The organism is Nonomuraea sp. AD125B (assembly GCF_041402765.1).
Lineage (GTDB): Bacteria > Actinomycetota > Actinomycetes > Streptosporangiales > Streptosporangiaceae > Nonomuraea > Nonomuraea bangladeshensis.
In genome coordinates this window covers 290,307-309,024 of the sequence record NZ_JBGLOU010000007.1, presented here as the reverse complement: position 1 = coordinate 309,024, position 18,718 = coordinate 290,307, and the positions used below count along the sequence as shown (strand labels likewise).

At 66.0% G+C, this 18,718-nt stretch carries 15 protein-coding genes, 1 tRNA gene and 1 pseudogene; 12 read left to right on the top strand and 5 right to left on the bottom strand.

What is annotated here, in order from left to right; genetic code table 11:
- Positions 1 to 23: 23 nt before the first annotated feature.
- From ACBR40_RS20715 to ACBR40_RS20705, 3 genes and pseudogenes are all read left to right on the top strand, one after another.
- A complete protein-coding gene (locus ACBR40_RS20715) occupies positions 24 to 593 on the top strand; it encodes a 5-formyltetrahydrofolate cyclo-ligase (protein WP_344211126.1) in 570 nt (189 codons plus the stop codon).
- 24 nt (positions 594 to 617) lie between these two features.
- Positions 618 to 2,123, top strand: a complete 1,506-nt coding sequence (locus tag ACBR40_RS20710) for a potassium/proton antiporter (RefSeq protein ID WP_344211128.1) — start codon at positions 618 to 620, stop codon at positions 2,121 to 2,123.
- Positions 2,124 to 2,192: 69 nt separating this feature from the next.
- Positions 2,193 to 2,285 (top strand): annotated as a pseudogene (locus ACBR40_RS20705) (FmdB family zinc ribbon protein); the annotation flags it as partial.
- A 62-nt stretch (positions 2,286 to 2,347) separates the two neighbouring features.
- Here the strand turns inward: ACBR40_RS20705 and ACBR40_RS20700 are convergent.
- Both ACBR40_RS20700 and ACBR40_RS20695 read right to left on the bottom strand, forming a co-directional pair.
- The gene (locus tag ACBR40_RS20700; RefSeq protein ID WP_371249907.1) at positions 2,348 to 2,596 is read right to left on the bottom strand and encodes a hypothetical protein; all 249 of its coding nucleotides are present in this window, start codon (positions 2,594 to 2,596) and stop codon (positions 2,348 to 2,350) included.
- A gap of 1,031 nt (positions 2,597 to 3,627) precedes the next feature.
- On the bottom strand, positions 3,628 to 5,598 hold the full coding sequence (locus ACBR40_RS20695; protein ID WP_371249801.1) for an MFS transporter: 1,971 nt from the start codon (positions 5,596 to 5,598) through the stop codon (positions 3,628 to 3,630).
- 115 nt (positions 5,599 to 5,713) lie between these two features.
- Between ACBR40_RS20695 and ACBR40_RS20690 the strand changes: the two genes are divergently transcribed.
- Genes ACBR40_RS20690 through mscL form a run of 3 tightly spaced genes read left to right on the top strand, consistent with a single transcriptional unit; the run spans position 5,714 to position 7,564 of the window.
- Positions 5,714 to 6,520: an S-methyl-5'-thioadenosine phosphorylase gene (locus ACBR40_RS20690; RefSeq protein WP_371249800.1), complete on the top strand. Its 807-nt coding sequence runs from the start codon at positions 5,714 to 5,716 to the stop codon at positions 6,518 to 6,520.
- Positions 6,517 to 7,134 (top strand): RcpC/CpaB family pilus assembly protein, encoded by a 618-nt coding sequence (locus tag ACBR40_RS20685; protein ID WP_371249799.1) that lies wholly within the window; start codon positions 6,517 to 6,519, stop codon positions 7,132 to 7,134. Before ACBR40_RS20690 ends, ACBR40_RS20685 begins: the two co-directional genes overlap by 4 nt.
- Before the next feature lie 31 nt (positions 7,135 to 7,165).
- Positions 7,166 to 7,564, top strand: a complete 399-nt coding sequence (gene mscL, locus ACBR40_RS20680) for a large conductance mechanosensitive channel protein MscL (RefSeq protein ID WP_344211136.1) — start codon at positions 7,166 to 7,168, stop codon at positions 7,562 to 7,564.
- 13 nt (positions 7,565 to 7,577) lie between these two features.
- On the opposite strand, the gene ACBR40_RS20675 is transcribed toward mscL, so the two are convergent.
- Positions 7,578 to 8,684 carry a D-alanyl-D-alanine carboxypeptidase family protein gene (locus tag ACBR40_RS20675; RefSeq protein ID WP_371249798.1) on the bottom strand — a complete coding sequence of 369 codons (1,107 nt, stop codon included), beginning with the start codon at positions 8,682 to 8,684 and terminating at the stop codon, positions 7,578 to 7,580.
- 891 nt (positions 8,685 to 9,575) lie between these two features.
- On the opposite strand from ACBR40_RS20675, the gene ACBR40_RS20670 reads away from it, so the two are divergent.
- The 5 genes from ACBR40_RS20670 to ACBR40_RS20650 all read left to right on the top strand — a co-directional run bounded on the left by ACBR40_RS20670 (position 9,576) and on the right by ACBR40_RS20650 (position 15,465).
- Positions 9,576 to 9,648, top strand: a tRNA-Arg gene (locus ACBR40_RS20670).
- A gap of 590 nt (positions 9,649 to 10,238) precedes the next feature.
- Positions 10,239 to 10,784 carry a hypothetical protein gene (locus ACBR40_RS20665; protein WP_371249797.1) on the top strand — a complete coding sequence of 182 codons (546 nt, stop codon included), beginning with the start codon at positions 10,239 to 10,241 and terminating at the stop codon, positions 10,782 to 10,784.
- Positions 10,781 to 11,806, top strand: coding sequence for a hypothetical protein (locus ACBR40_RS20660; protein WP_371249796.1), 1,026 nt, complete (start codon positions 10,781 to 10,783; stop codon positions 11,804 to 11,806). Before ACBR40_RS20665 ends, ACBR40_RS20660 begins: the two co-directional genes overlap by 4 nt.
- A gap of 911 nt (positions 11,807 to 12,717) precedes the next feature.
- On the top strand, positions 12,718 to 13,755 hold the full coding sequence (locus ACBR40_RS20655) for a hypothetical protein (RefSeq protein ID WP_371249795.1): 1,038 nt from the start codon (positions 12,718 to 12,720) through the stop codon (positions 13,753 to 13,755).
- 333 nt (positions 13,756 to 14,088) lie between these two features.
- Entirely contained in the window at positions 14,089 to 15,465 is a 1,377-nt protein-coding gene (locus ACBR40_RS20650; RefSeq protein WP_371249794.1) for an IS1380 family transposase, read from the top strand.
- 259 nt (positions 15,466 to 15,724) lie between these two features.
- On the opposite strand, the gene ACBR40_RS20645 is transcribed toward ACBR40_RS20650, so the two are convergent.
- Positions 15,725 to 16,003 (bottom strand): hypothetical protein, encoded by a 279-nt coding sequence (locus ACBR40_RS20645; protein WP_371249793.1) that lies wholly within the window; start codon positions 16,001 to 16,003, stop codon positions 15,725 to 15,727.
- A 94-nt stretch (positions 16,004 to 16,097) separates the two neighbouring features.
- On the opposite strand from ACBR40_RS20645, the gene ACBR40_RS20640 reads away from it, so the two are divergent.
- Positions 16,098 to 16,553 (top strand): hypothetical protein, encoded by a 456-nt coding sequence (locus ACBR40_RS20640; protein ID WP_371249792.1) that lies wholly within the window; start codon positions 16,098 to 16,100, stop codon positions 16,551 to 16,553.
- On the opposite strand, the gene ACBR40_RS20635 is transcribed toward ACBR40_RS20640, so the two are convergent.
- Positions 16,516 to 18,636 (bottom strand): hypothetical protein, encoded by a 2,121-nt coding sequence (locus ACBR40_RS20635; protein ID WP_371249791.1) that lies wholly within the window; start codon positions 18,634 to 18,636, stop codon positions 16,516 to 16,518. The genes ACBR40_RS20640 and ACBR40_RS20635 overlap by 38 nt on opposite strands.
- Positions 18,637 to 18,718 lie beyond the last annotated feature (82 nt).

Below are 18,718 nucleotides of genomic sequence, written 5' to 3'. Positions count from 1 at the left end.
AGTAGACCCTAGTGGAGGGACCTATGGACAAGATGAACCTCCGTCGTCAGCTGAACGCGGCGCGCGCCTCTCTCTCCCCGGACCAACTACGCGCAAACGCCATCAAGGCCCGCGAAACGCTGCTCGACCAGCCGTGGGTCCAGATGGCCGGACTGGTGGCCTGCTACTGGTCGGCGGGGGTGGAGCCGGAGACGCACGGGCTCGTGTTCGCTCTCTGGAAACATGGAGCCACCGTCATGCTGCCGGTGCTGCGCGACGACAACGACCTCGACTGGGCGGTCTACGACGGGCCGGACACGCTAGCCCCCGGCCGCCACGGCATCATGGAGCCGGTCGACACCCGCCGCGGCGTCGACGCCATCCGCACCGCCGCGCTGGTGATCGTGCCCGCGCTCGCCGTCGACCGCACGACCGGCGTACGCCTCGGCCGCGGCGGCGGCTCCTACGACCGCGCCCTCGCCCGCGTCGGCCCGAACGTCCCGACCGTGGCCCTGCTGCACGCAGGCGAGCTGCTCGACGGCGTGCCGGCCGAGCCACATGACCAGCAGGTCCGCTTCGCGATGACACCCGAGGGACTCATTAGTCTTATGTGACCGCGGGGACGAGAAGGGGGCCGGATGACGCATGATGTCTGGCTGCTCGCCGGCGCGGCCATCGTCATCGCGGCCATCGTCTCCGTGCGCGTGGCGCACTTCAGCGGCCTGCCGAGCCTCCTCATCTTCCTCGGGTTCGGCCTCGTGCTGGGCGACTTCGGGCTCGGGCTGTCGTTCGAGTACCCGTTGCTCGCCCAGCAGATCGGGCTCACCGCGCTCGCGCTGATCCTGGCCGAGGGCGGCCTGACCACGACCTGGTCACACGTACGCAAGTCCGTGCCCATGGCGTTGATCATGGCGCTGGTCGGCGTGACGGTCAGCATCGTCGTGGTCGCGCTGGCCGTCCAGGGCATCCTCGGTCTCGACGTCAACACCGCGCTGCTCCTCGGCGCCGTCCTCGCCTCCACGGACGCCGCCGCGGTCTTCTCCGTCCTGCGCCGCCTGCCGCTGCCGCCGCGGCTGGCCGGCATCCTGGAGGCGGAGTCCGGGTTCAACGACGCCCCGACCGTCATCGCCGTGACCCTGCTCAGCAGCGCCGTCCGCGAGGCGCCTGACGTCGGGACGTTCCTCTTCGAGACCGGGCTCGAACTCGTCATCGGCGCCGCGATCGGCCTCGCCGTCGGGCCCGCGGGCGCCTACGCCCTCCGCCGCATCGCGCTCCCCGCCTCCGGCCTCTACCCGCTCGCCGTGCTCGCGCTCACCTTCGTCTCGTACGGCGGCGCCGTGCTCCTGCACGGCTCGGGCTTCCTGGCCGTCTACCTGACGGCGCTGATCCTCGGCAACTCGCGCCTGCCGCACCGGGCCGCCACCCGCGGGTTCGCGGAGGGCGCGGCCTGGCTGGCGCAGATCGGGCTGTTCGTCATGCTCGGCATGATGGCCAGCCACGAGGAGATGCCGTCCGCGGTCGTGCCCGGGCTGATCACCGGGACCGTCCTGGTGCTCCTCGCCCGGCCGCTGTCGGTGCTGGTCAGCGCGGCGTTCGCGTGGGCGCTGCGGCTGGGCTGGGTGAGCTGGCGCGACCAGGCGTTCCTGTCCTGGGCGGGGCTGCGGGGCGCGATCCCCATCGTGCTCGCCACGATCCCCTGGGCGGCCGGCGTCGAGGGCTCCAAGGACATCTTCAACCAGGTCTTCGTGATCGTCATCGTGTTCACGCTGGTCCAGGGGCCGACGCTGCCGTTCGTGGCCCGCGTGCTCGGCGTGACCTCGCCAGGGGAGGTGCGGGACCTGTCGGTCGAGTCCGCGCCGCTGGAGGAGCTCAACGCCGACCTGCTGCAGGTCAAAGTGCCGCCCGGCTCCCGTCTGCACGGCGTGGAGATCTTCGAGCTGCGACTGCCCTCCGACGCCCAGGTGACCCTCGTCGTACGGGACGGCAAATCGTTCGTACCCGGCGGCTCCACCCGCATCAGATCCGACGACCAGCTCCTCATCGTCACCACGGCCACCTGCCGTGACCAGGTCGAACGCCGCCTGCGCGCCGTCAGCCGCAGCGGCAAACTGGCCGGCTGGTACGGAGAACGAGGTTTGGAATAGCCGTTTGACCGGATCGGTTACCATTAGCAGTCGCAACGCTCGAGTGCCAGAGTCTGTAGGAGGAGCCGCGTGCCGACTTACCAGTACGCCTGTAACGACTGCGGTGAGCAGCTCGAGGTCGTCCAGAAGTTCACGGACGACGCTTTGACGGTGTGCCCGAAGTGCGAGGGCAACCTGCGGAAGGTGTTCTCCGCGGTGGGCATCGTGTTCAAGGGCTCCGGCTTCTACCGGACCGACAACCGCACGTCGTCCTCTTCTTCGTCGACCTCCTCGTCGAACGGATCGTCCGGCTCCTCGTCGAACGGGTCGTCCTCGGACGGCGGGTCGAAGTCCTCGGAGAGCAAGTCCTCCTCGGGCTCCTCCAGCTCGTCCTCCTCCACGCCGGCCCCGGCCGCCGCCTCCAACTGACGCGCGCCCGCCGGACGGCCTCGGGCCGTACCGGCCGGCCGCCTTCGTACGCGGGACGCGTACAAGCAGCCACCCGGCCGATCCCAACCACATACGGCCGCGCCCGACCTGCCCGATCACAGCAGCCGATCTGCCCCCGTGAGGAAGCCGGACCTGCCCGGGGTCCAGCAGCCCGATCTGCCCCGTCACGGCAGCGCCACCTGCCCGGGCCCGGCAGCGCCACCTACCCGGTCACAGCAGCTTGACCATCTCTGGTCGCGCAGCACCACTGCCGTGCAGCGCCACAGCCTGACCGTCGCCACGACCGTACCCACCACCAGGCTCATCGCCGCAGCCACGTCACGACGTAACTGCCCCCTCGACCGCCACGGCATCAGGCCCGTCGACGCGGCCACCATGGGTTCGTACGACAGCGCAAACCGTCCCACAACCGCGCGCCAGCCCCGCGGCCATCCCCTGGATCACAACAAAGTCGGGGTCACCAATCGGGGATCCGCTGCGCCGATCACCTCCCGTCCACCACACTGTTGTCCGCGGCCATCACGTGCCCACCTTCGATCTGGTTTGCGCCTTGAAGGGTCACGCGGTGGCCGTCACCATGTCTCAACGCTCGCCCGCGCCCCTTCCTCCACCCTGCCCGCGGGCCGACCCCCGCCCGCGTGTCAGCCTCCGCCCCACCCGCTACCCCCGGCCTTGGACTGCCCGCATGCCGGCCCCGCCCGTGTGCCAGCCTCCGCCCCCCGCCTTGGACTGCCCGCATGCCGGCCCCGCCCGTGTGCCCGCCTCCGCCCCCCCCCTTGGACTGCCCGCGTGCCAGCCTTCCCCGCCCACACGCCGGCCTCCGCCCGGCGTGTCAGCCCCCGCCCGGCGTGTCAGCCTCCGCTCCACCCGGCACCCCAGCCTCCGCTCCGCTCGCGTGCCACGGCCTCTGCTCCGCTCGCGTGCCGCGGCCTCCCCCGGCCCGTGCCCGCCCGCACTCATGCTCCCGCCAAACCCTCATCACTCTTGCTCCCGCCAAACCCTCATCACTTGTGCTCCCGCCAACCCCCATGCGGCCGTGAACACGCCCCCGCACCCCAATCCCGCACGCCGCCCCTCAAGACGGGGGCCGATCACCTCGCGCCCCCAACAACTCCGGCGCCACCTGATCCACCATCCGCTCAAGCTGCGGATCCTCCCCCCAATCCGCGACCAGCCGCCTCAACCCCTCCCGCGAACACCCCACCAACCGCGTCACCGCCCGCTGCCCCTCCTCCGTCAGCCGCAGCGCCTCCTCGTCCTCCGACCTCCGCACCAACCCCATCGCCACGAGCTGATCGACGTAAGGACGCCCCCACTCCTTACTCTTCTGCGCGCGTTCGGCAAGTTCGTCCCCCCGCACCCACCCTCCCTGGGCCAACCGCGCCAGCACCCACACCCCCTGCGGCGAGATCGTGTCGAGCCCCGCCGCCGCCCCGAGCCGCTCGTAATATCCCCGCCGCAGCTCGGTGTCCGCCAGCCGCATCAGCCCTCGCTCCACCTCCGCCAGCGACGACCGCTCCGCCGACGTGGCCCCCAGCCCTTCCCCCAGGTCCGCCGCCTTGGTCGTCTCCCGCAACCGCGTCTGCGGAATGAACCAGCTCAGCACGAACGCCCCGAACACGACCGGCGCCGCCACCCGGAGCACCGCCGCGATCGCGTCCGCGTACACGTGCAGAAAATCTGCAGCCAGCTCCCGAGGCAGTCGCTGGATGACGGTCGGGTCCTCCTGCACCCGCCGCGGCTCGAACCCCGGCGGCAGCCGCGCCCCCCGCAACGCCTCCCGCAGGTCGCTGTTCAGCGTCGCCGCGAACACCGCCCCCAGCGCCGCCACCCCGAACGACCCCCCTATCGACCGGAAGAACGTCGCCCCGGACGTCACCACCCCGAGATCCTTGAAGTCGACCGCGTTCTGCACCACTATCACCAGCACCTGCATGGTCATCCCGAGCCCGACCCCGAGGACCAGCAGGTAGACCCCCATCGTCAGCAGGCTGCTGTGCTCCGTCATCGTCGACAGCAGAACCAGCCCGGCCGACGCGAGCAACGTCCCCGCGATCGGCAGAAACCGGTATTTCCCCGTCCGGGTGATGATCTGCCCGCTCACGATGGACATGGTCAGCATCCCCGCCATCATCGGCAGCAGGTAGACCCCCGACAGCGTCGGGCTGACCCCGTGCACCACCTGCAGGTAGAGCGGCAGGTAGGTGAGCGCCCCGAACATCCCGAACCCCACCACGAACCCCACCGCCGACGCCATGGAGAACGCCCGCAGCCCGAACAGCCCGAGCGGCAGCACCGGCTCGGCCGCCCGCCGCTCCGCGAACACCCACATGACCAGTAACGCCACCGCCGCCCCGGCCAGCCCCACCACCACGGGCGACGTCCAGGCGTACGTCGTCCCGCCCCACGTGGTGACCAGCACCAGGCACGACGTGGCCGCGCCGAGCAGCACGACGCCGGCGTAGTCGATCGTGTGCCTGGCCCGCGCGAGGTCCCCGGGCAGCACCGTCGCGATCACGAACAACGCGACCGCGCCCAGCGGCAGGTTCACGTAGAAGACCCAATGCCACGACAGCCGGTCCACGAACACCCCGCCCAGCAGCGGCCCCACGATGCTCGAAACGGCGAACACCGCCCCGAAGAACCCCTGGTAACGCCCCCGTTCGCGGACCGACACCACGTCACCCACGATCGCCTGCGCGAGCACCATGAGCCCGCCGCCCCCGAGCCCCTGGAGCCCCCGGAACGCGATGAGCTCCCCCATGTTCCGGCTCAGCCCGCAGAGCGCCGATCCCACCAGGAAGATGACGACGGCCCCGATGAACAGGCGCTTGCGCCCGTACTGATCGCCCAGTTTGCCCCAGAGGGGCGTGGAGACGGTGGAGGCGAGCATGTATCCCGTGACCACCCAGGCCAGCTGCTCCAGCCCGCCCAGGTCGCTCACGATCGTCGGCAGGGCCGTGGACACGATCGTCTGGTCGAGCGCCGCCAGCAACATGCCGAGCATGAGCGCGACGATGATGAGACCGAGACGCTGTTGTCGCATGCGGCGATACTACTCTTCGTACTGATGTTCTCACGCACTGCGACGATGGCACGTTATCCACAGAACGCCGCTCGGGCGCACCGGGCCCCGCACCGACCCGGCTACTCTCTGCGCCATGGTCACTCGCGCAGACATCGGTGTCATCGGCGGCTCCGGCTTCTACTCCCTCCTCGACGACGCGGAGGAGATCGAGCTCGCCACTCCCTACGGCCCCCCTAGCGACGTCGTCACCGTCGGGCGCATCGGCTCCCGTTCGGTGGCGTTCATCCCCCGGCACGGCCGCGATCACCGCTTCCCGCCCCACCGCATCCCCTACCGCGCCAACCTGTGGGCGCTGCGCTCCCTCGGCGCCCGCCAGGTGCTCGCACCGAGCGCCGTAGGGTCCCTGCGGGCCGATTACGGCCCCGGCACCATGGTCATCCCCGACCAGCTCGTCGATCGCACCTCAGGGCGTGTCCAGACTTATTACGACACCGGCGGCGCCATCCATGTCTCCTTCGCCGACCCTTACTGCCCGTCCGGCCGGGCGACGGCCGCGGACACCGCCCGGGCCACCGACTGGCAGACCGCCGACGCCGGCACCCTCGTGGTCATCGAGGGCCCTCGTTTCTCGACCCGCGCCGAGTCCCGATGGTTCGCCGCCAACGGCTGGTCCATCGTCGGCATGACCGGCTTCCCCGAGGCGATCCTGGCCCGCGAGCTGGCCCTCTGTTACACGTCCCTCTGCCTGGTGACCGATCTCGACGCCGGCGTCGAGGCGGGGCAGGGGGTGACCCACGACGAGGTCCTCGAGTTCTTCGCCCAAAACGTCACCCGCATGCGCTCCCTGGTCTCCGCCACCGTCCAGGCCCTTCCCGAGGAACGCACCTGCCCGTGCGGCAGCGCACTCGAAGGCCTCAAGCTCCCGTTCGACCTACCGTGATCAGGAGCTGGCTGTTCCGCTACGGCCGTCGCCGCCGCCTCATCGCGGCGGCGCTCGCCGCCCTGGCCGTCCTGTCCGCCTACGCGGCGACCCGCCCCACCCCGCCCGCGACGGTCCTGGTGGCCGCCCACGACCTTCCCGCGGGCCCTCTGACGCCCACCGACCTGACCCCCGTCCCCCTCAATCATCCACCGGCCGGCGCGATCCGCCGCCTCGCCCCCGGCACCACCCACCACCTGACGTCCCCCATGCGCCGCGGCGAGCCTTTGACCGACGCCCGCCTCCTGAGGACGGCCTACGCCAGCCTCCCGCCGGGCATGGTCGCCACTCCGGTACGCGTCAACGACCCCGACGCCGCAGCCCTGCTCTCCCCAGGCGCCACCGTCAACATCCTGGCCGCCTGGCCGCAAGCCACAGCACCCACCCCCGCCCGCGCGATCGCCGAAGCCGTGACGGTCATCACGATCCCCCCGCCACGCACCCAGCGCGACCTCTCGTCGTCCACGCCACGCGGCACCCTTCTCCTCCTGGCCACGACAACCACCCAGGCCGCAGAGCTGGCAGCGGCCCAGTCCACCGCCCATCTGTCGATCACCCTGCCACCGCCGACCTAGCGAAGAGTAACCGTCCAGCTACGATCTGCTCATGAGCGGTTTCAAGAAGTTCCTCATGCAAGGGAACGTCATCGACCTGGCCGTCGCGGTCGTCATCGGCGCGGCCTTCAACTCGATCGTGCAGTCCTTCGTGGCCGACCTGCTGACCCCGCTGATCTCAGCGTTCGGCGACCTCCCTGACTTCTCCTCCCTCAAGGTCACCATCGGCCGATCGAACTTCATGTACGGCAACTTCATCAACGCGATCATCTCGTTCCTGATGATCGCCGCAGTCGTCTACTTCCTCGTCGTGAAGCCCTACACCCATCTCAAGGAACGCACCGCAGCCAAGATCGAGTCGACCACCCGCGACTGCCCCGAGTGCCTGTCGGAGATCCCGAAGCAGGCCTCCCGCTGCGCCTTCTGCACAACCGAACTGATAGCGGCCTGAACCCCGGCCGACGTCAATCGAGCAGTGACCCCAGCTGGGGGTCGTACTCCCAATGCCACGGCTCGAACGGGCTGCTGTAGGCCCACGACGGATGGAACCATCCATACTTCTTGGAGTTCTTCTCCATCCACACGAACTCCACGGACCCTGACCGTTCCACGCCGCCGCACAGGTCCACAGCCAGCCCGAGCCCGTGGTTGCTCCGCCCCGGCACAGCCGCGAACCCTGGCCGCCGATAGTAGACGGCCTGCTGCTCCGCCAGGCTCCGATAGGCGTCGGTCACGCACATCTGCTTGCCGAACCGCTGCTTGAAAGCCTCGTTCAGACTGACGAACGCGATCGTCGCGTCCGCCCGCAGGCTGAACCCCTTCTGCTGCAAGGGACAGAGCATGCCCCTGGGAATGAGCCCATTGGGATACTCGCCGGCGGTGGCGGCCCGCAACGGGTCGCAGCCGAGCGCCGCCCGCCCCACCTTGTCGATCTTGATACCCAGCTTCACCAGCGCCGCGGTCAACGACTTCACGATCTTGTCCGACCGCTGCCGCAACGTGTCGATCTCGGCCGCGAGCTGCGCCTCCGCCAGGAGGTTCCCCGCCCGCAACTCCTGCGCCTCGCTCGCCAACTGCTCGGCCTGCGCGTACAGCGCACTCGTCTGCTGTACGGCCTGCTGCCGTACCGCCACGATCTGGTTGGCATCGCTGAGCGCCCGCAGAGTTTTCTGGTCAGCGCCGCCGGTCAGGAAGGGCAGCACTCCGCCGCCGTTGAGCGGCTGCACATACAACAACTCAGCCATCTGCGAAACGGGCTGCCGCATCACCAAGAGCCGCCGTTCCAGCTCCTGCAGCGCCGTAAGCTTCCCCTTGAGCTGCTTCTCGGAGGCGGCGATCGTGCTACGCCGTTTCTCCAGAGCCTTGGTGGCCTCTTCCAGCTCCTTGGCCGACCGCTCCGCTTCTTTCCTCAGCTCGGTCAGATTGCCGGGATCCTGCCGCTCCTGAACCCGCCGATCACTCTGTGCCGAAGTCTCCGCCTCCGCCGCCCCCACCTGCGCCGAGGACACCACCAGAGAAGCCACCATCGCCACGACAGCCGCGATCAGACCCGCTGATCGAGGGGCTGACACGTTCGACTCCTCCGTATGCAAACTCGTTACCCGGGTCAGGCACGCACGTTACTACAGCCCTCCGAGTGTCCGGACCGAATGCCGAAGAGCTGTTATGAGACAAAAAGCCCACTTTGCTCAACCACCCCGTCCCACCAGCCCCGAAACCCCGCCCCCGGCAGGGAACAGGCACTCCCGCACTCAGATCCCGGACAACAGCCCATCGGCGAACCCCTGCACCTCCTGCCGCTCCCCGGCCCGGCACACCTCCCACAACCACGTCTCCTCCCACTCCCCCGGACACCCCTCACGAGGCCGAACCGGCACCGGCGCATAAGGCTCCTCCACCTCCACCCCACGACGCCGGCCACCTCCCCCGCGCGCCGCCGAATCCGAAGCCCTCGCCCCCTCACCCTCAGCCCGCCGCCGACCACCACCTCCATCAGAAGCCGTGCTCACCACCGCCTTCTCGTCCCGATCGGCCAGCACAGCCTCCGCCCGCACCACGACCTCACGGGGCACCCCAGGCACAAACCCCCCGTACACCCACTGCGGCCGAGCCGGAGCAGACACGTACAGCGGCTCGAACGCCATCACCGCAACCCGTCCCCCGCCTCCCAGCGCACCGACATGGTCCGACCGATCGCCAAACCCCCGCACCTGCCCCGCCAGCAACCCGCCGGCCAGAATCCCCGGCGCCAGCAACGCCCCGAACAACACCACAGGCCGCCGCCGCGCCTGCCTACACCGCCTCATGGTCACCCGCAGAAGCTAGCCACGCCGAACGAGCGGACCCCCGACCACTTGTCAGGCCTTTACCGCAGCTCAGACCACCCATAACCAACCCCGCCGAACTGGTCCCGCCCCCATGTCCCACGCAGTGCCATACTTTCGCTAGGCTTACGAGAGTCCGCCTCCGTAGCTCAGGGGATAGAGCACCGCTCTCCTAAAGCGGGTGCCGCAGGTTCGAATCCTGCCGGGGGCACAGATCGCGACCAGGCAATTCGGCCTCTGACCTGCGGTTTCTCAGCCGCAGGTCGTCGCTTTATAGACCTTGGTAAGCAGTCAGCGGTGTCCGCGTGCAGCCGTAAGACCTTGATCACGGGATATACACGGGATGATCTTGCAAGCGATCCCCCAGGTCAAACGTGGTGATCGGCCTACCCAGCGGTCGGCTACCGGCTACGACCGCCCGGACATCAGACAGAAACAGCCGCTGCTCGCGCTTAACACGCGCGCCCTACCACAGACGTGCTGGCCTCACCCTCGATCAGACGTGCCAGCTAACGAGCAACATGCAAGTCAACACGAGAGGCGACACACGCCTGTTGCTACCAGACACTGCGGATCAAACACCTCGCCAAGGGGGCGCACCCACGAACCCCAGCCTGAGAGAGCCAATGGCGACGCCTCTGCGCTCGCCCGTCTCAACCCGTGCCACAGAGAGACAGCGCTAGCACCTTCGCCAACAGCACGAAGCAACAAACACCCAAATAGGCACTTATTGCCCAATCGCTACTCTATACCACCTCACAGCTCACGAAAATTGTCGCACGCGCGTTCTAGTGTGAGCTCATGGTGATTGAAGGACCGGACGGGCGAGGGCTCTGGGGAACTAAGGCACGCCTATTCATCGTCTCCTACGTCCCACTCATCGGGATCTTCGCAGCCCGAAGCGCACCGCACTGGTGGTGGACGATCCCGCTGTCCATCCTGGCCATTGTGGGGGCAGTTGATGGCTGGCGTCTGGTCCGCACAGCTCAGAAGCGCTCCGGCGCACACATGAAGGTTACAAGTGTAGAGGATCAAGGGAGTGCGGTCTCAGGCTACCTCGCAACTTACCTTCTCCCATTCCTCGGAGAGCTACCGAACGGCTGGGGCGACGGCATCGCCTACTTTCTATACTTTGCCACCGCCTTTGTGATCTTCCTCAAGTCCAATCTTGGAGTAGTCAACCCGACGCTCTACATTCTGGGCTGGCGCGTCTCACGAGTTGCCCTCAACGAACGAGGAACACTGCTCGTATCACGCAAACCGGTCAGAGTCGGAGAAAGGGTACATGTCGCAGTGGCCCTAGGAGTGCACGTGGCTGTCGCAACATATGGCACCATTGAGGAATGACCCCCGAGCATCCCAGAGCGTTCGACGAAATCACTCTGGACGGAACTCCCTACCTGGTACTCGGTCGGCGCGCAGGACAGCGCGGCATGCAGGCCAAGAAGATCATAATAAACGAAGCTCTCCACGACCCTCTTTGGGAGCTGTCCCTGAACGCCTTGGAGCGTGTACGAGCAAGCAATTCGCGCCCTTACGAACCAAACGCAGAACTGGAACGAGAAGAGTTCTTTCTTCTTGATCTTGACGAGATCCCTGAGCAACCGGAGAAGCTGCCGAGCCGTAGGAAGAGCGATCTGCCGGCGGAAGATCACAACGAGGATCGGACCGCCGCCCTGATCCGTGCGCTCCGAGATGTTGGCGTCCTGGACACGCTGGCTCCCTACGAGCTCCCGCATTTCCCTACGCCGATCTTCTACTCCATAGCTTGGCAGCAGGCGAACGATACCTGGGTTCACTTCATCCGCAAGACCAACCCACGCGTTGTATTCAAACCTGGCCTAAGATGGTTCGGCTACGGGGATACCTTGAAGAAGATCGAAGATCCGGCCATGGTCATAGATGATCGCGTGGACATGATCCTCACTTCGGATCACCTAGCAGCCTTCAACGGGCTGCACCTCAAGACTCTCTTCACTGACGTCCACATCGTTCTGCAGGACGTTCCGAAGTACGTCGAAACTATCGCTAAGGTCCTTGATGAAGAGAGCATAGGTATCACTGGCGATGCTAGGGCAGCATTGCTCGCAGCTTCCAAGCGTCGAGTGTCTTTCGCCGCAAGAATTTTTCACCTGCAGGAGAGACTTCCCGAGATAGGGCTGAACCTCGACCGCCTGGGCACAGTTCTCGATCGCCACGCGATTGACGTCAGTTCCCTGCTCGATGGCGAGGGTAGGCTGCACTTCGGGGAGGAGCAAGCAGGCTTGTTCCTTGATGTTCTCGACGGCCGATACTTCAAAGACGACTGGACCGACGAACCACGCCGAGCGGATAGGTACTCGCGTAGGCAGTCGACGTCCAGTCAGTAGACAGCACTAACGTACTACGACTGCTAGGGGAGTACGGCTTCGGCCAGCCCTATTTGGGTAGAAGTAGTCGCATCTTGAAGGTGTGCTGTCCCGCGCCCGGCATCAGGACGGAGCCGACGTCGAGTGGCATGTGAGATCTAGCTTCACATGGAGCACAAGGCAGCAGTGCTCGCGGAAACGACGTCGCCTATTATTTATTTTCAGCTTGAGAATACAGCAGTTGAGTGTTGCCTGCTATCGCCAAGGTAATCCATCTTTGCAATGATAGCCAACAGCGCGCTGCATCTCACACATCGAAGCTCATACCGTCGATTTATGTGCCCTCTGAACGTTCACTAGACGACGACTGCGCATATAGACTCAGCTTGTAATCGTGTCAACGAGGTCACGAGCCGATGCCGGCCCGGTTAAGTTGTCAGCTTCTGGCAAGCGGCTCAACCAAGAAGCTCAGGGCCACGTCACGCAAATCATCGATCCCGTACTCCACCACATTTGCGATCCCCCGACGCTCATAAATGGCAGGGCGGTCGCCTAGCTTTGCGGTGAGATTAGCGGGACGAGCGCTTCCTACTCGTGATTGGGCAGATCAGTCGGACAAGAACGCCTAGAAACCATCGCATGCCTTCAAGCTCACGCCCTCGATGCCTGGCAGCATGACTCGCCAATCCAATTTTCAAACCCCTCAGAGCGGCCAGCACACCAGCTCCTCGATGCAACCAATCAGGAATTCAGTGGTCATAGTGGCGGTCAAAGCTTCTAACTATCGCGAATGTCTCCATCATCAGGGATACCCAAGCACCTGATTTCAGGATAGCATTCCCTGTATGGGAATAGTCACGTTTGCCAGGCACGAATGGACACCATCTCTAAGCGGCCGGGATGTCGTTGCCCCCCCTAGCGAAACCGTAGACTTGGCAGTCAGCCTGGCTCGTGTCGTACTAGTCAACGGCCTTGCCTCCATCGCTGGAAGCCGTTACGGGTCATACGATGCCTTGAGACTCGAGGCCCAGCTACTGGCCACAGCACTCGACAATACCCGAATGGATGGTAGATACGCATTACACAGAACAAGGGCGTTCGATTGCTCATCGCTACACATCAAGTCGTTCATCATTACGGCCGCAGGGCTGGGGCTGCTGACAGCAAGCCTGGAGAGCCTTATCATCCAAGACAAAATCAAGCCACTACAGGTTGAGCATTTCGACCTCATGCCCGCTACTACTTCGCGCGGACCTAAAGGTGGTAGATCCAGGCCGGACCTCTTGGTTAGCTTGCCAAATTACCGTGAGATGATTGGTGAAGCAAAAGGGAGGAGATACGGCTCGGGACGAACCACCAAGGAAGTACTGAAAGCCCTCAAAAAACTGCACGTGTGGGCATCAATCAATGCGCGGAGTGGTATCTCGCTCGCGCTAAGTTGGGCCTCAATACTCGAGGATCAAACCTATGTGAACCTGTACCACACAGATCCAAACAGGGATGTCGAGCTCATCCCACAGGAGCCTACGGGGCCCGAGCGGGAACGGCGCTATGCCGAGATGGCGCGGGAGGTGAGCGTCCTTCCTTCCACTCTTGAGGATTTCCATTTGCGGCGCGAATGGGAAAGAATTTCCAATACACTTGCAGGGCCAACCCCTATCGAATTTTACGAAGATCCTCTGTTCTGGAGTGCTCCAAACCCATCCCCCGAAGACCGTTTTCTCGTCGATATTCCTATACGAGGGGCTTGGTCGCCTCTAGGGGCGGATGGGCGGTCGGTTTTCGTCGGCGTTTTCCGACGAGAGCCCAGTGGTGACGCGTTGACACGCATTCAGCGAGCTTACAATTACAGCCTTGAACAGAGCGCCATCACTCCTCTAGATATTGCGTCTGGAGGGCGTCTTATTTTTGCTATCGCGCAAGATAGAGAGGTCGCCACTTGGAGCGCCCTACGCTGGAGAGTCGAATAACAGGTCATCTGTTCGCCTACAACATTCCACCGTTCAACGTAAACCTTAGGCCCTGCAGGATCCATAGTCGGCACCCTACGACAGGAGGCCAGGTAGGGGCTCGCGCTGCCGTGGGTGGTCACGTACGAGGGGCACCCCCTCGCAGCGGATGGCCGGTTTCCCGTCCGCCGCAGCTTCACCTGCGTCCTGTAGCCCCGGCTCTTCTGGCTAACCTCGGGCTTTCACGAGGAATTTGAGCCGGGCTGATCGTTTACATGAGAAAAGCGCCTCTGAGCTGGGAGGATGGGGCTTGTCTAGAGTCCTGTCCACGCCAAATCAGAAGGCACTTTCCACGTGAAGACTATCGCGTCCCAACGCAAGATCGAGGCGTCCGCGGACGGTTCGGGGCTCGTCTCCCACGCAGGCGCCCTGCTGCTGCTCCACACCCTGCGCGTCACCGGCCTGGACCGGGCGTTATCCACCCAGCTGCAGCGCTGGCGGCCGGCCCGGGCCGTGCACGACCCCGGCAAGGCCATCTCCGACCTGGCCCTCACCCTGGCTCTCGACGGTGACTGCCTGGCCGACATCGCGCTGCTGCGCTCCCAGCCCGACCTGTTCGGCCCCGTCGCTTCCGACCCGACCGTCTCCCGGCTGATCGACCGGCTGGCCGCCGAACCAACGCGAGCGTTACAAGCCATCCGAACCGCCCGCGCTGAAGCACGCCAGCGAGCCTGGCACCTGACCGGCCAGCGCGCACCCGGAGCCGACGGCGAGCTGATCCCTCTCGACATCGACGCCACCATCGTCATCGCCCACTCCGACAAACAGCAGGCAGCCCCGACCTGGAAGAAGACCTTCGGCTTCCACCCGATGACGGTCTTCGCCGACCACGGCCAAGACGGCTCCGGAGAGCCACTGGCCCTGCTGCTGCGACCCGGAAACGCCGGCTCGAACACCGCCGCCGACCACATCGACGCCACCCGGCTCGCCCTGGCCCAGCTACCTCGCCAGCGCCGCCGCCAGGTACTGATCCGCACCGACTCCGGCGGCGGCACCCACGAGTTCCTGGCCTGGCTGACCAGGCCCGGACGATGGCTGTCGTACTCCATCGGGTTCACCCTCACCGACGACATCCAGGCCGCGATCCTGCGCCTGCCCAACAGCGGATGGACACCCGCCTACGACGCCGGCGGCCAGATCCGGCCCGGCGCCTGGGTGGCCGAGCTGACCGGCCTGCTGGACCTGACCGGCTGGCCCAAAGGCATGCGCGTCATCGCCCGCAAAGAACGGCCCCATCCCGGCGCGCAGCTGCGCTTCACCGACCTCGACGGGCACCGCTTCACCGCCTTCGTCACCAACACCCGCCGCGGCCAACTCGCCGACCTTGAACTCCGCCACCGCCGCCGGGCCCGCTGCGAGGACCGCATCCGCTGCGCCAAGGACACCGGCCTGGCCAACCTGCCCCTGCACCAGTTCACCCAGAACCAGATCTGGTGCGAACTCGTCGCCCTGGCCTGCGAACTCCTCGCATGGATGCAGATGCTCGCCCTGCACGGCACCGACGCCCGCCGCTACGAACCCAAACGCCTGCGGCTGCGCCTGTTCGCCGTCGCCGGACGGCTGGTGCGCGGAGGCCGACGCCTGCGCCTACGCCTGGCCGCGCGATGGCCCTGGGCCGGCACGCTCCTGACCGCTCTGGCCCGGCTCCAAGCCCTGCCGACACCGACCTGACCAGCGCCGGAACTGCCCTAACGAACCAGGAAGGACACCCCTCGGGCCCGTGGAACCCCGCCCACCCGGCGCGCCAACCGGGCTCCTCACGCTGACCTCAGCGTGAAATCAACCCTCAGCCGAACCGCTTACCCGACCACACGAAGATCGTGAAAGATCGAGGCTAACGACCACGCCCTCACGCTTTAGCTCCGCAAGTGTCTGTAGTGGTGGACCACGCGCGACGCCGCCTGAGAGGCCACGGTGATCGCCAAGAGCGCTATAGGTTCTTGGCTTGGTCTTGCGGCAATTCGGATGGTGTGCCGCGCAGTGCCTCTTCGAGTGTCGCGAGAACCGCCTGGGCCACCGCTCGCACGCGAATGCGGTGCCCGGTCAGCTCCCTGGCGAAGCCTTGAGCAGTGCGGCCGACCCAGATGGCCTGGCCCGCAAACTGTTCACAGGCGGGGGCGAGCGCCGTCTCCAGCCGGTCCACGTGTGCCCTGGCCTGGGCGATGAGCTGCTGCAACTCCGCGCGGCGCGGGTTGGGTACCGGAGCCATCGGCTTCCTAAAGAAATTGGTTGAATGGGTTGCAATGACCTATCGACCATTATGAGACTTGTCCGGATACTGGCCTACCTTTGGAGGAAAATCCATGATAATTCCGGTATGGCGCATATTTTCGGTGTCCTTGGTCGTACTTTTCGTGCTGGCCGGATGCGGGGGGCCGGACGATCCGAAAGCGCCAACGGCCGCCGAAGCTGGTGCGACACTCAAGGAGCACATCACCCGAACCTTCGAAGGCGCTCAGGCCAAGAACATCGAGGTCACCGATCCGGGCGGCAGGGACGTACCCTGCGGTGCGGGCAAGGTCAAACGCACCTACGCTGCCACAGCAAGCAATGACATCGGATCAGGGGACCCGAACTCGATGCTCCTGGTCATGGTCGGCGCCCTCGATCTCGTCGCCGAATACGAGCTGAATGCGCCCGGGCAACCCACGGTGCAGGATCTTGTCAACAAGGAATTCAAGACGCACATCGTGCTGTCGTCACCGGCCGAGCATGTCATGGTCATCCGCGGCGAGACGGACTGCCTTCCGCCCGGCTGAGTTCGTCGAATCGCTTCCACTCGTCCTCCGCCGCGTCCTTGGCCCCGCGGAACATCACATCCAACTGCTTCGTCGCCTCGCCAATGCGGCTCTTGTCTGTCAGGCCCGACCCGTTGGCGATCAGCCAGTTGTTGAGGTTGCGGAGGGCTTCCTTGCTCTGGGCGATCTTCTCGAAGGGCAGCAGTCGCCCGTTCTCGTCGACGATCGGCGGCGTGTTGAACCGTTCGTCCGCCGCCGGCACTTGAGGTTTGAATCCTCCGGCCGTTAACACATCGACCAGCCACCTGCCTCTCGCCAGCGCGGCCAGCCTGGTCTTGTCGTCGAGGGCGTCTAGTCGTGTCTTGTCGACCTCGGTCAGGTCGTTGAGCATGGATCCCGCAATTGTGGTTGCCGCGATCCAGAGTGGCTGTCCCTGCAACGCCACGGGCACGCCTGCCAGGTTGATTAAGAATCCGAGCTTGGCGAGCTGCTGTTCGCGGAACTCCTTATCCCGTTCGTCGAGCAGGCCCTGCACCGCCCGTTCCGCAGCGAACTGCATGCCCGCCGTGTACCCAAGCGCTTTCATCGCCCGTTCCAGGTGCTCAATACCTCGTCCGCCGTCCGCCCGGGCCGCCGCTGCCATGAGCCGATCGGTCAGCTTGCCCATGCCCTCCTCGAACGGCGCGATGATGGCCGGGGAGCTAGCGAACAGCTTGACGAACGCGTACGTGGCCTCGGGCGACAACCGGAAAGCGGGGTTCAGCCCCGGCACGACCGTCTTCACCGTCGAACCGAAGGCGCTGCCCTGCGTACGATTCGCGTCGCCAAGGCTCGCGCCCTCAGTGATCTCCGTTACGTACGCGCCGGCGATCTCCGCCAAGTGCTTCCTAATCGCATCGTCGATGTCCGACGCCCTGATGCCCTGCTGTCGCTCGGCCGGGGTGGGGTTGGCGAGGTCCGGCAGCGCCCGCATGAGATCAAAGGCGAACCTCGCTGACTCGGACGAGTGCGCCCCATCCTTCTCGTCATAGGCCCCCGCAGCGGCCGCGAGCATCCGCCCGAAGGCATCCGCTGGCTCCGGCCCCGAGGACGCCTCTCGACGGGTCCGCCACGTGAGGTCGCGCAGCAGCGCCAACAGCGGCACGCCGTCCTTACGCACCGCGGCCATGGCCAGCCGGGCGGCGGCGGGGTTGTTGCCCAGCGCGGCCAGGTATCCCGCCATCTCCTTGCCCTGGAGCCGGCTGTCCGGCGTCAGCGCGTGCGCCTTGACCACCTTGGCGAGCCACTCGGGCGGAAAATCCCCCGCTCGCAGCAGCCAGCCCAGCGAGCGATCGCCGGGCAGGCTGGGCCCGCGCGCGAGCTCGTTCTTGAGCTTGGCGAAACCTGGCACGTCCGAACCCGTGAACACAGCCGACCGCTCGCCGTGCCCGCGTGAGACAACGTCCCCGCCCCGCATTGCGGTGCCGAAGGCGCGGCTCACCACATCGATCGCCTTCTCCGGGTCGCGCATGCCCTGCCGCAGCTTGCCGGCGATGGCGAGCGTGCCGTCGACACCCAGTCCGGCGAAGAAGGCCGCGGTGAAGTCCGGGTCGTCGCGATGGGCGGCCAGTTCGGCGATGAGCGCGGCGAGTTCCTCATCGTGAGGCCGATTCATCAGCGGTCCGGCACCCGACTTCGCGTCCCTGAACCGCTCGGCCAGCTCCGTCCCCTTCTTTCTGGCCTCGCTCTGGGACAAGAGCCGGCTTTCGTCGAACGGCAGCAGGCCGGCCCGCCAAGGAGTGATGGCGTTGGCCGCCCTGGCGATCTGGGCACGGCGACGCAGCTCCGGCAGCTTTACATCCAGCCACAGCAACGTGGCGGCCAGCGGCTGCAAATCCGCCGTCGGCAGCCTCGCCTGCTCCAGAATGCGACGCAGCGCCCCGGCCTCCTCGCCGACCCGATCGCCACCGCTCTTGAACGTGGTGATGAACCTCTCCATGAGCTCGGGATCGAGCCCGCTGTAGTCAGGGGAGAGTGGGCCAGTACCCGGCGGCGTCATGCTCATGATCGCCTCCCGCCTGTTGGCAGCGCCCTCAGGGTAGGGCAAAACCAGCCACACCAGCATCGATCGACCCTTTCGGCATAGCTTGCCGCGTATGCCAGCGGGAAGACGTGACGGCCGACCAGGAAGCACCAGTCGACGGCCA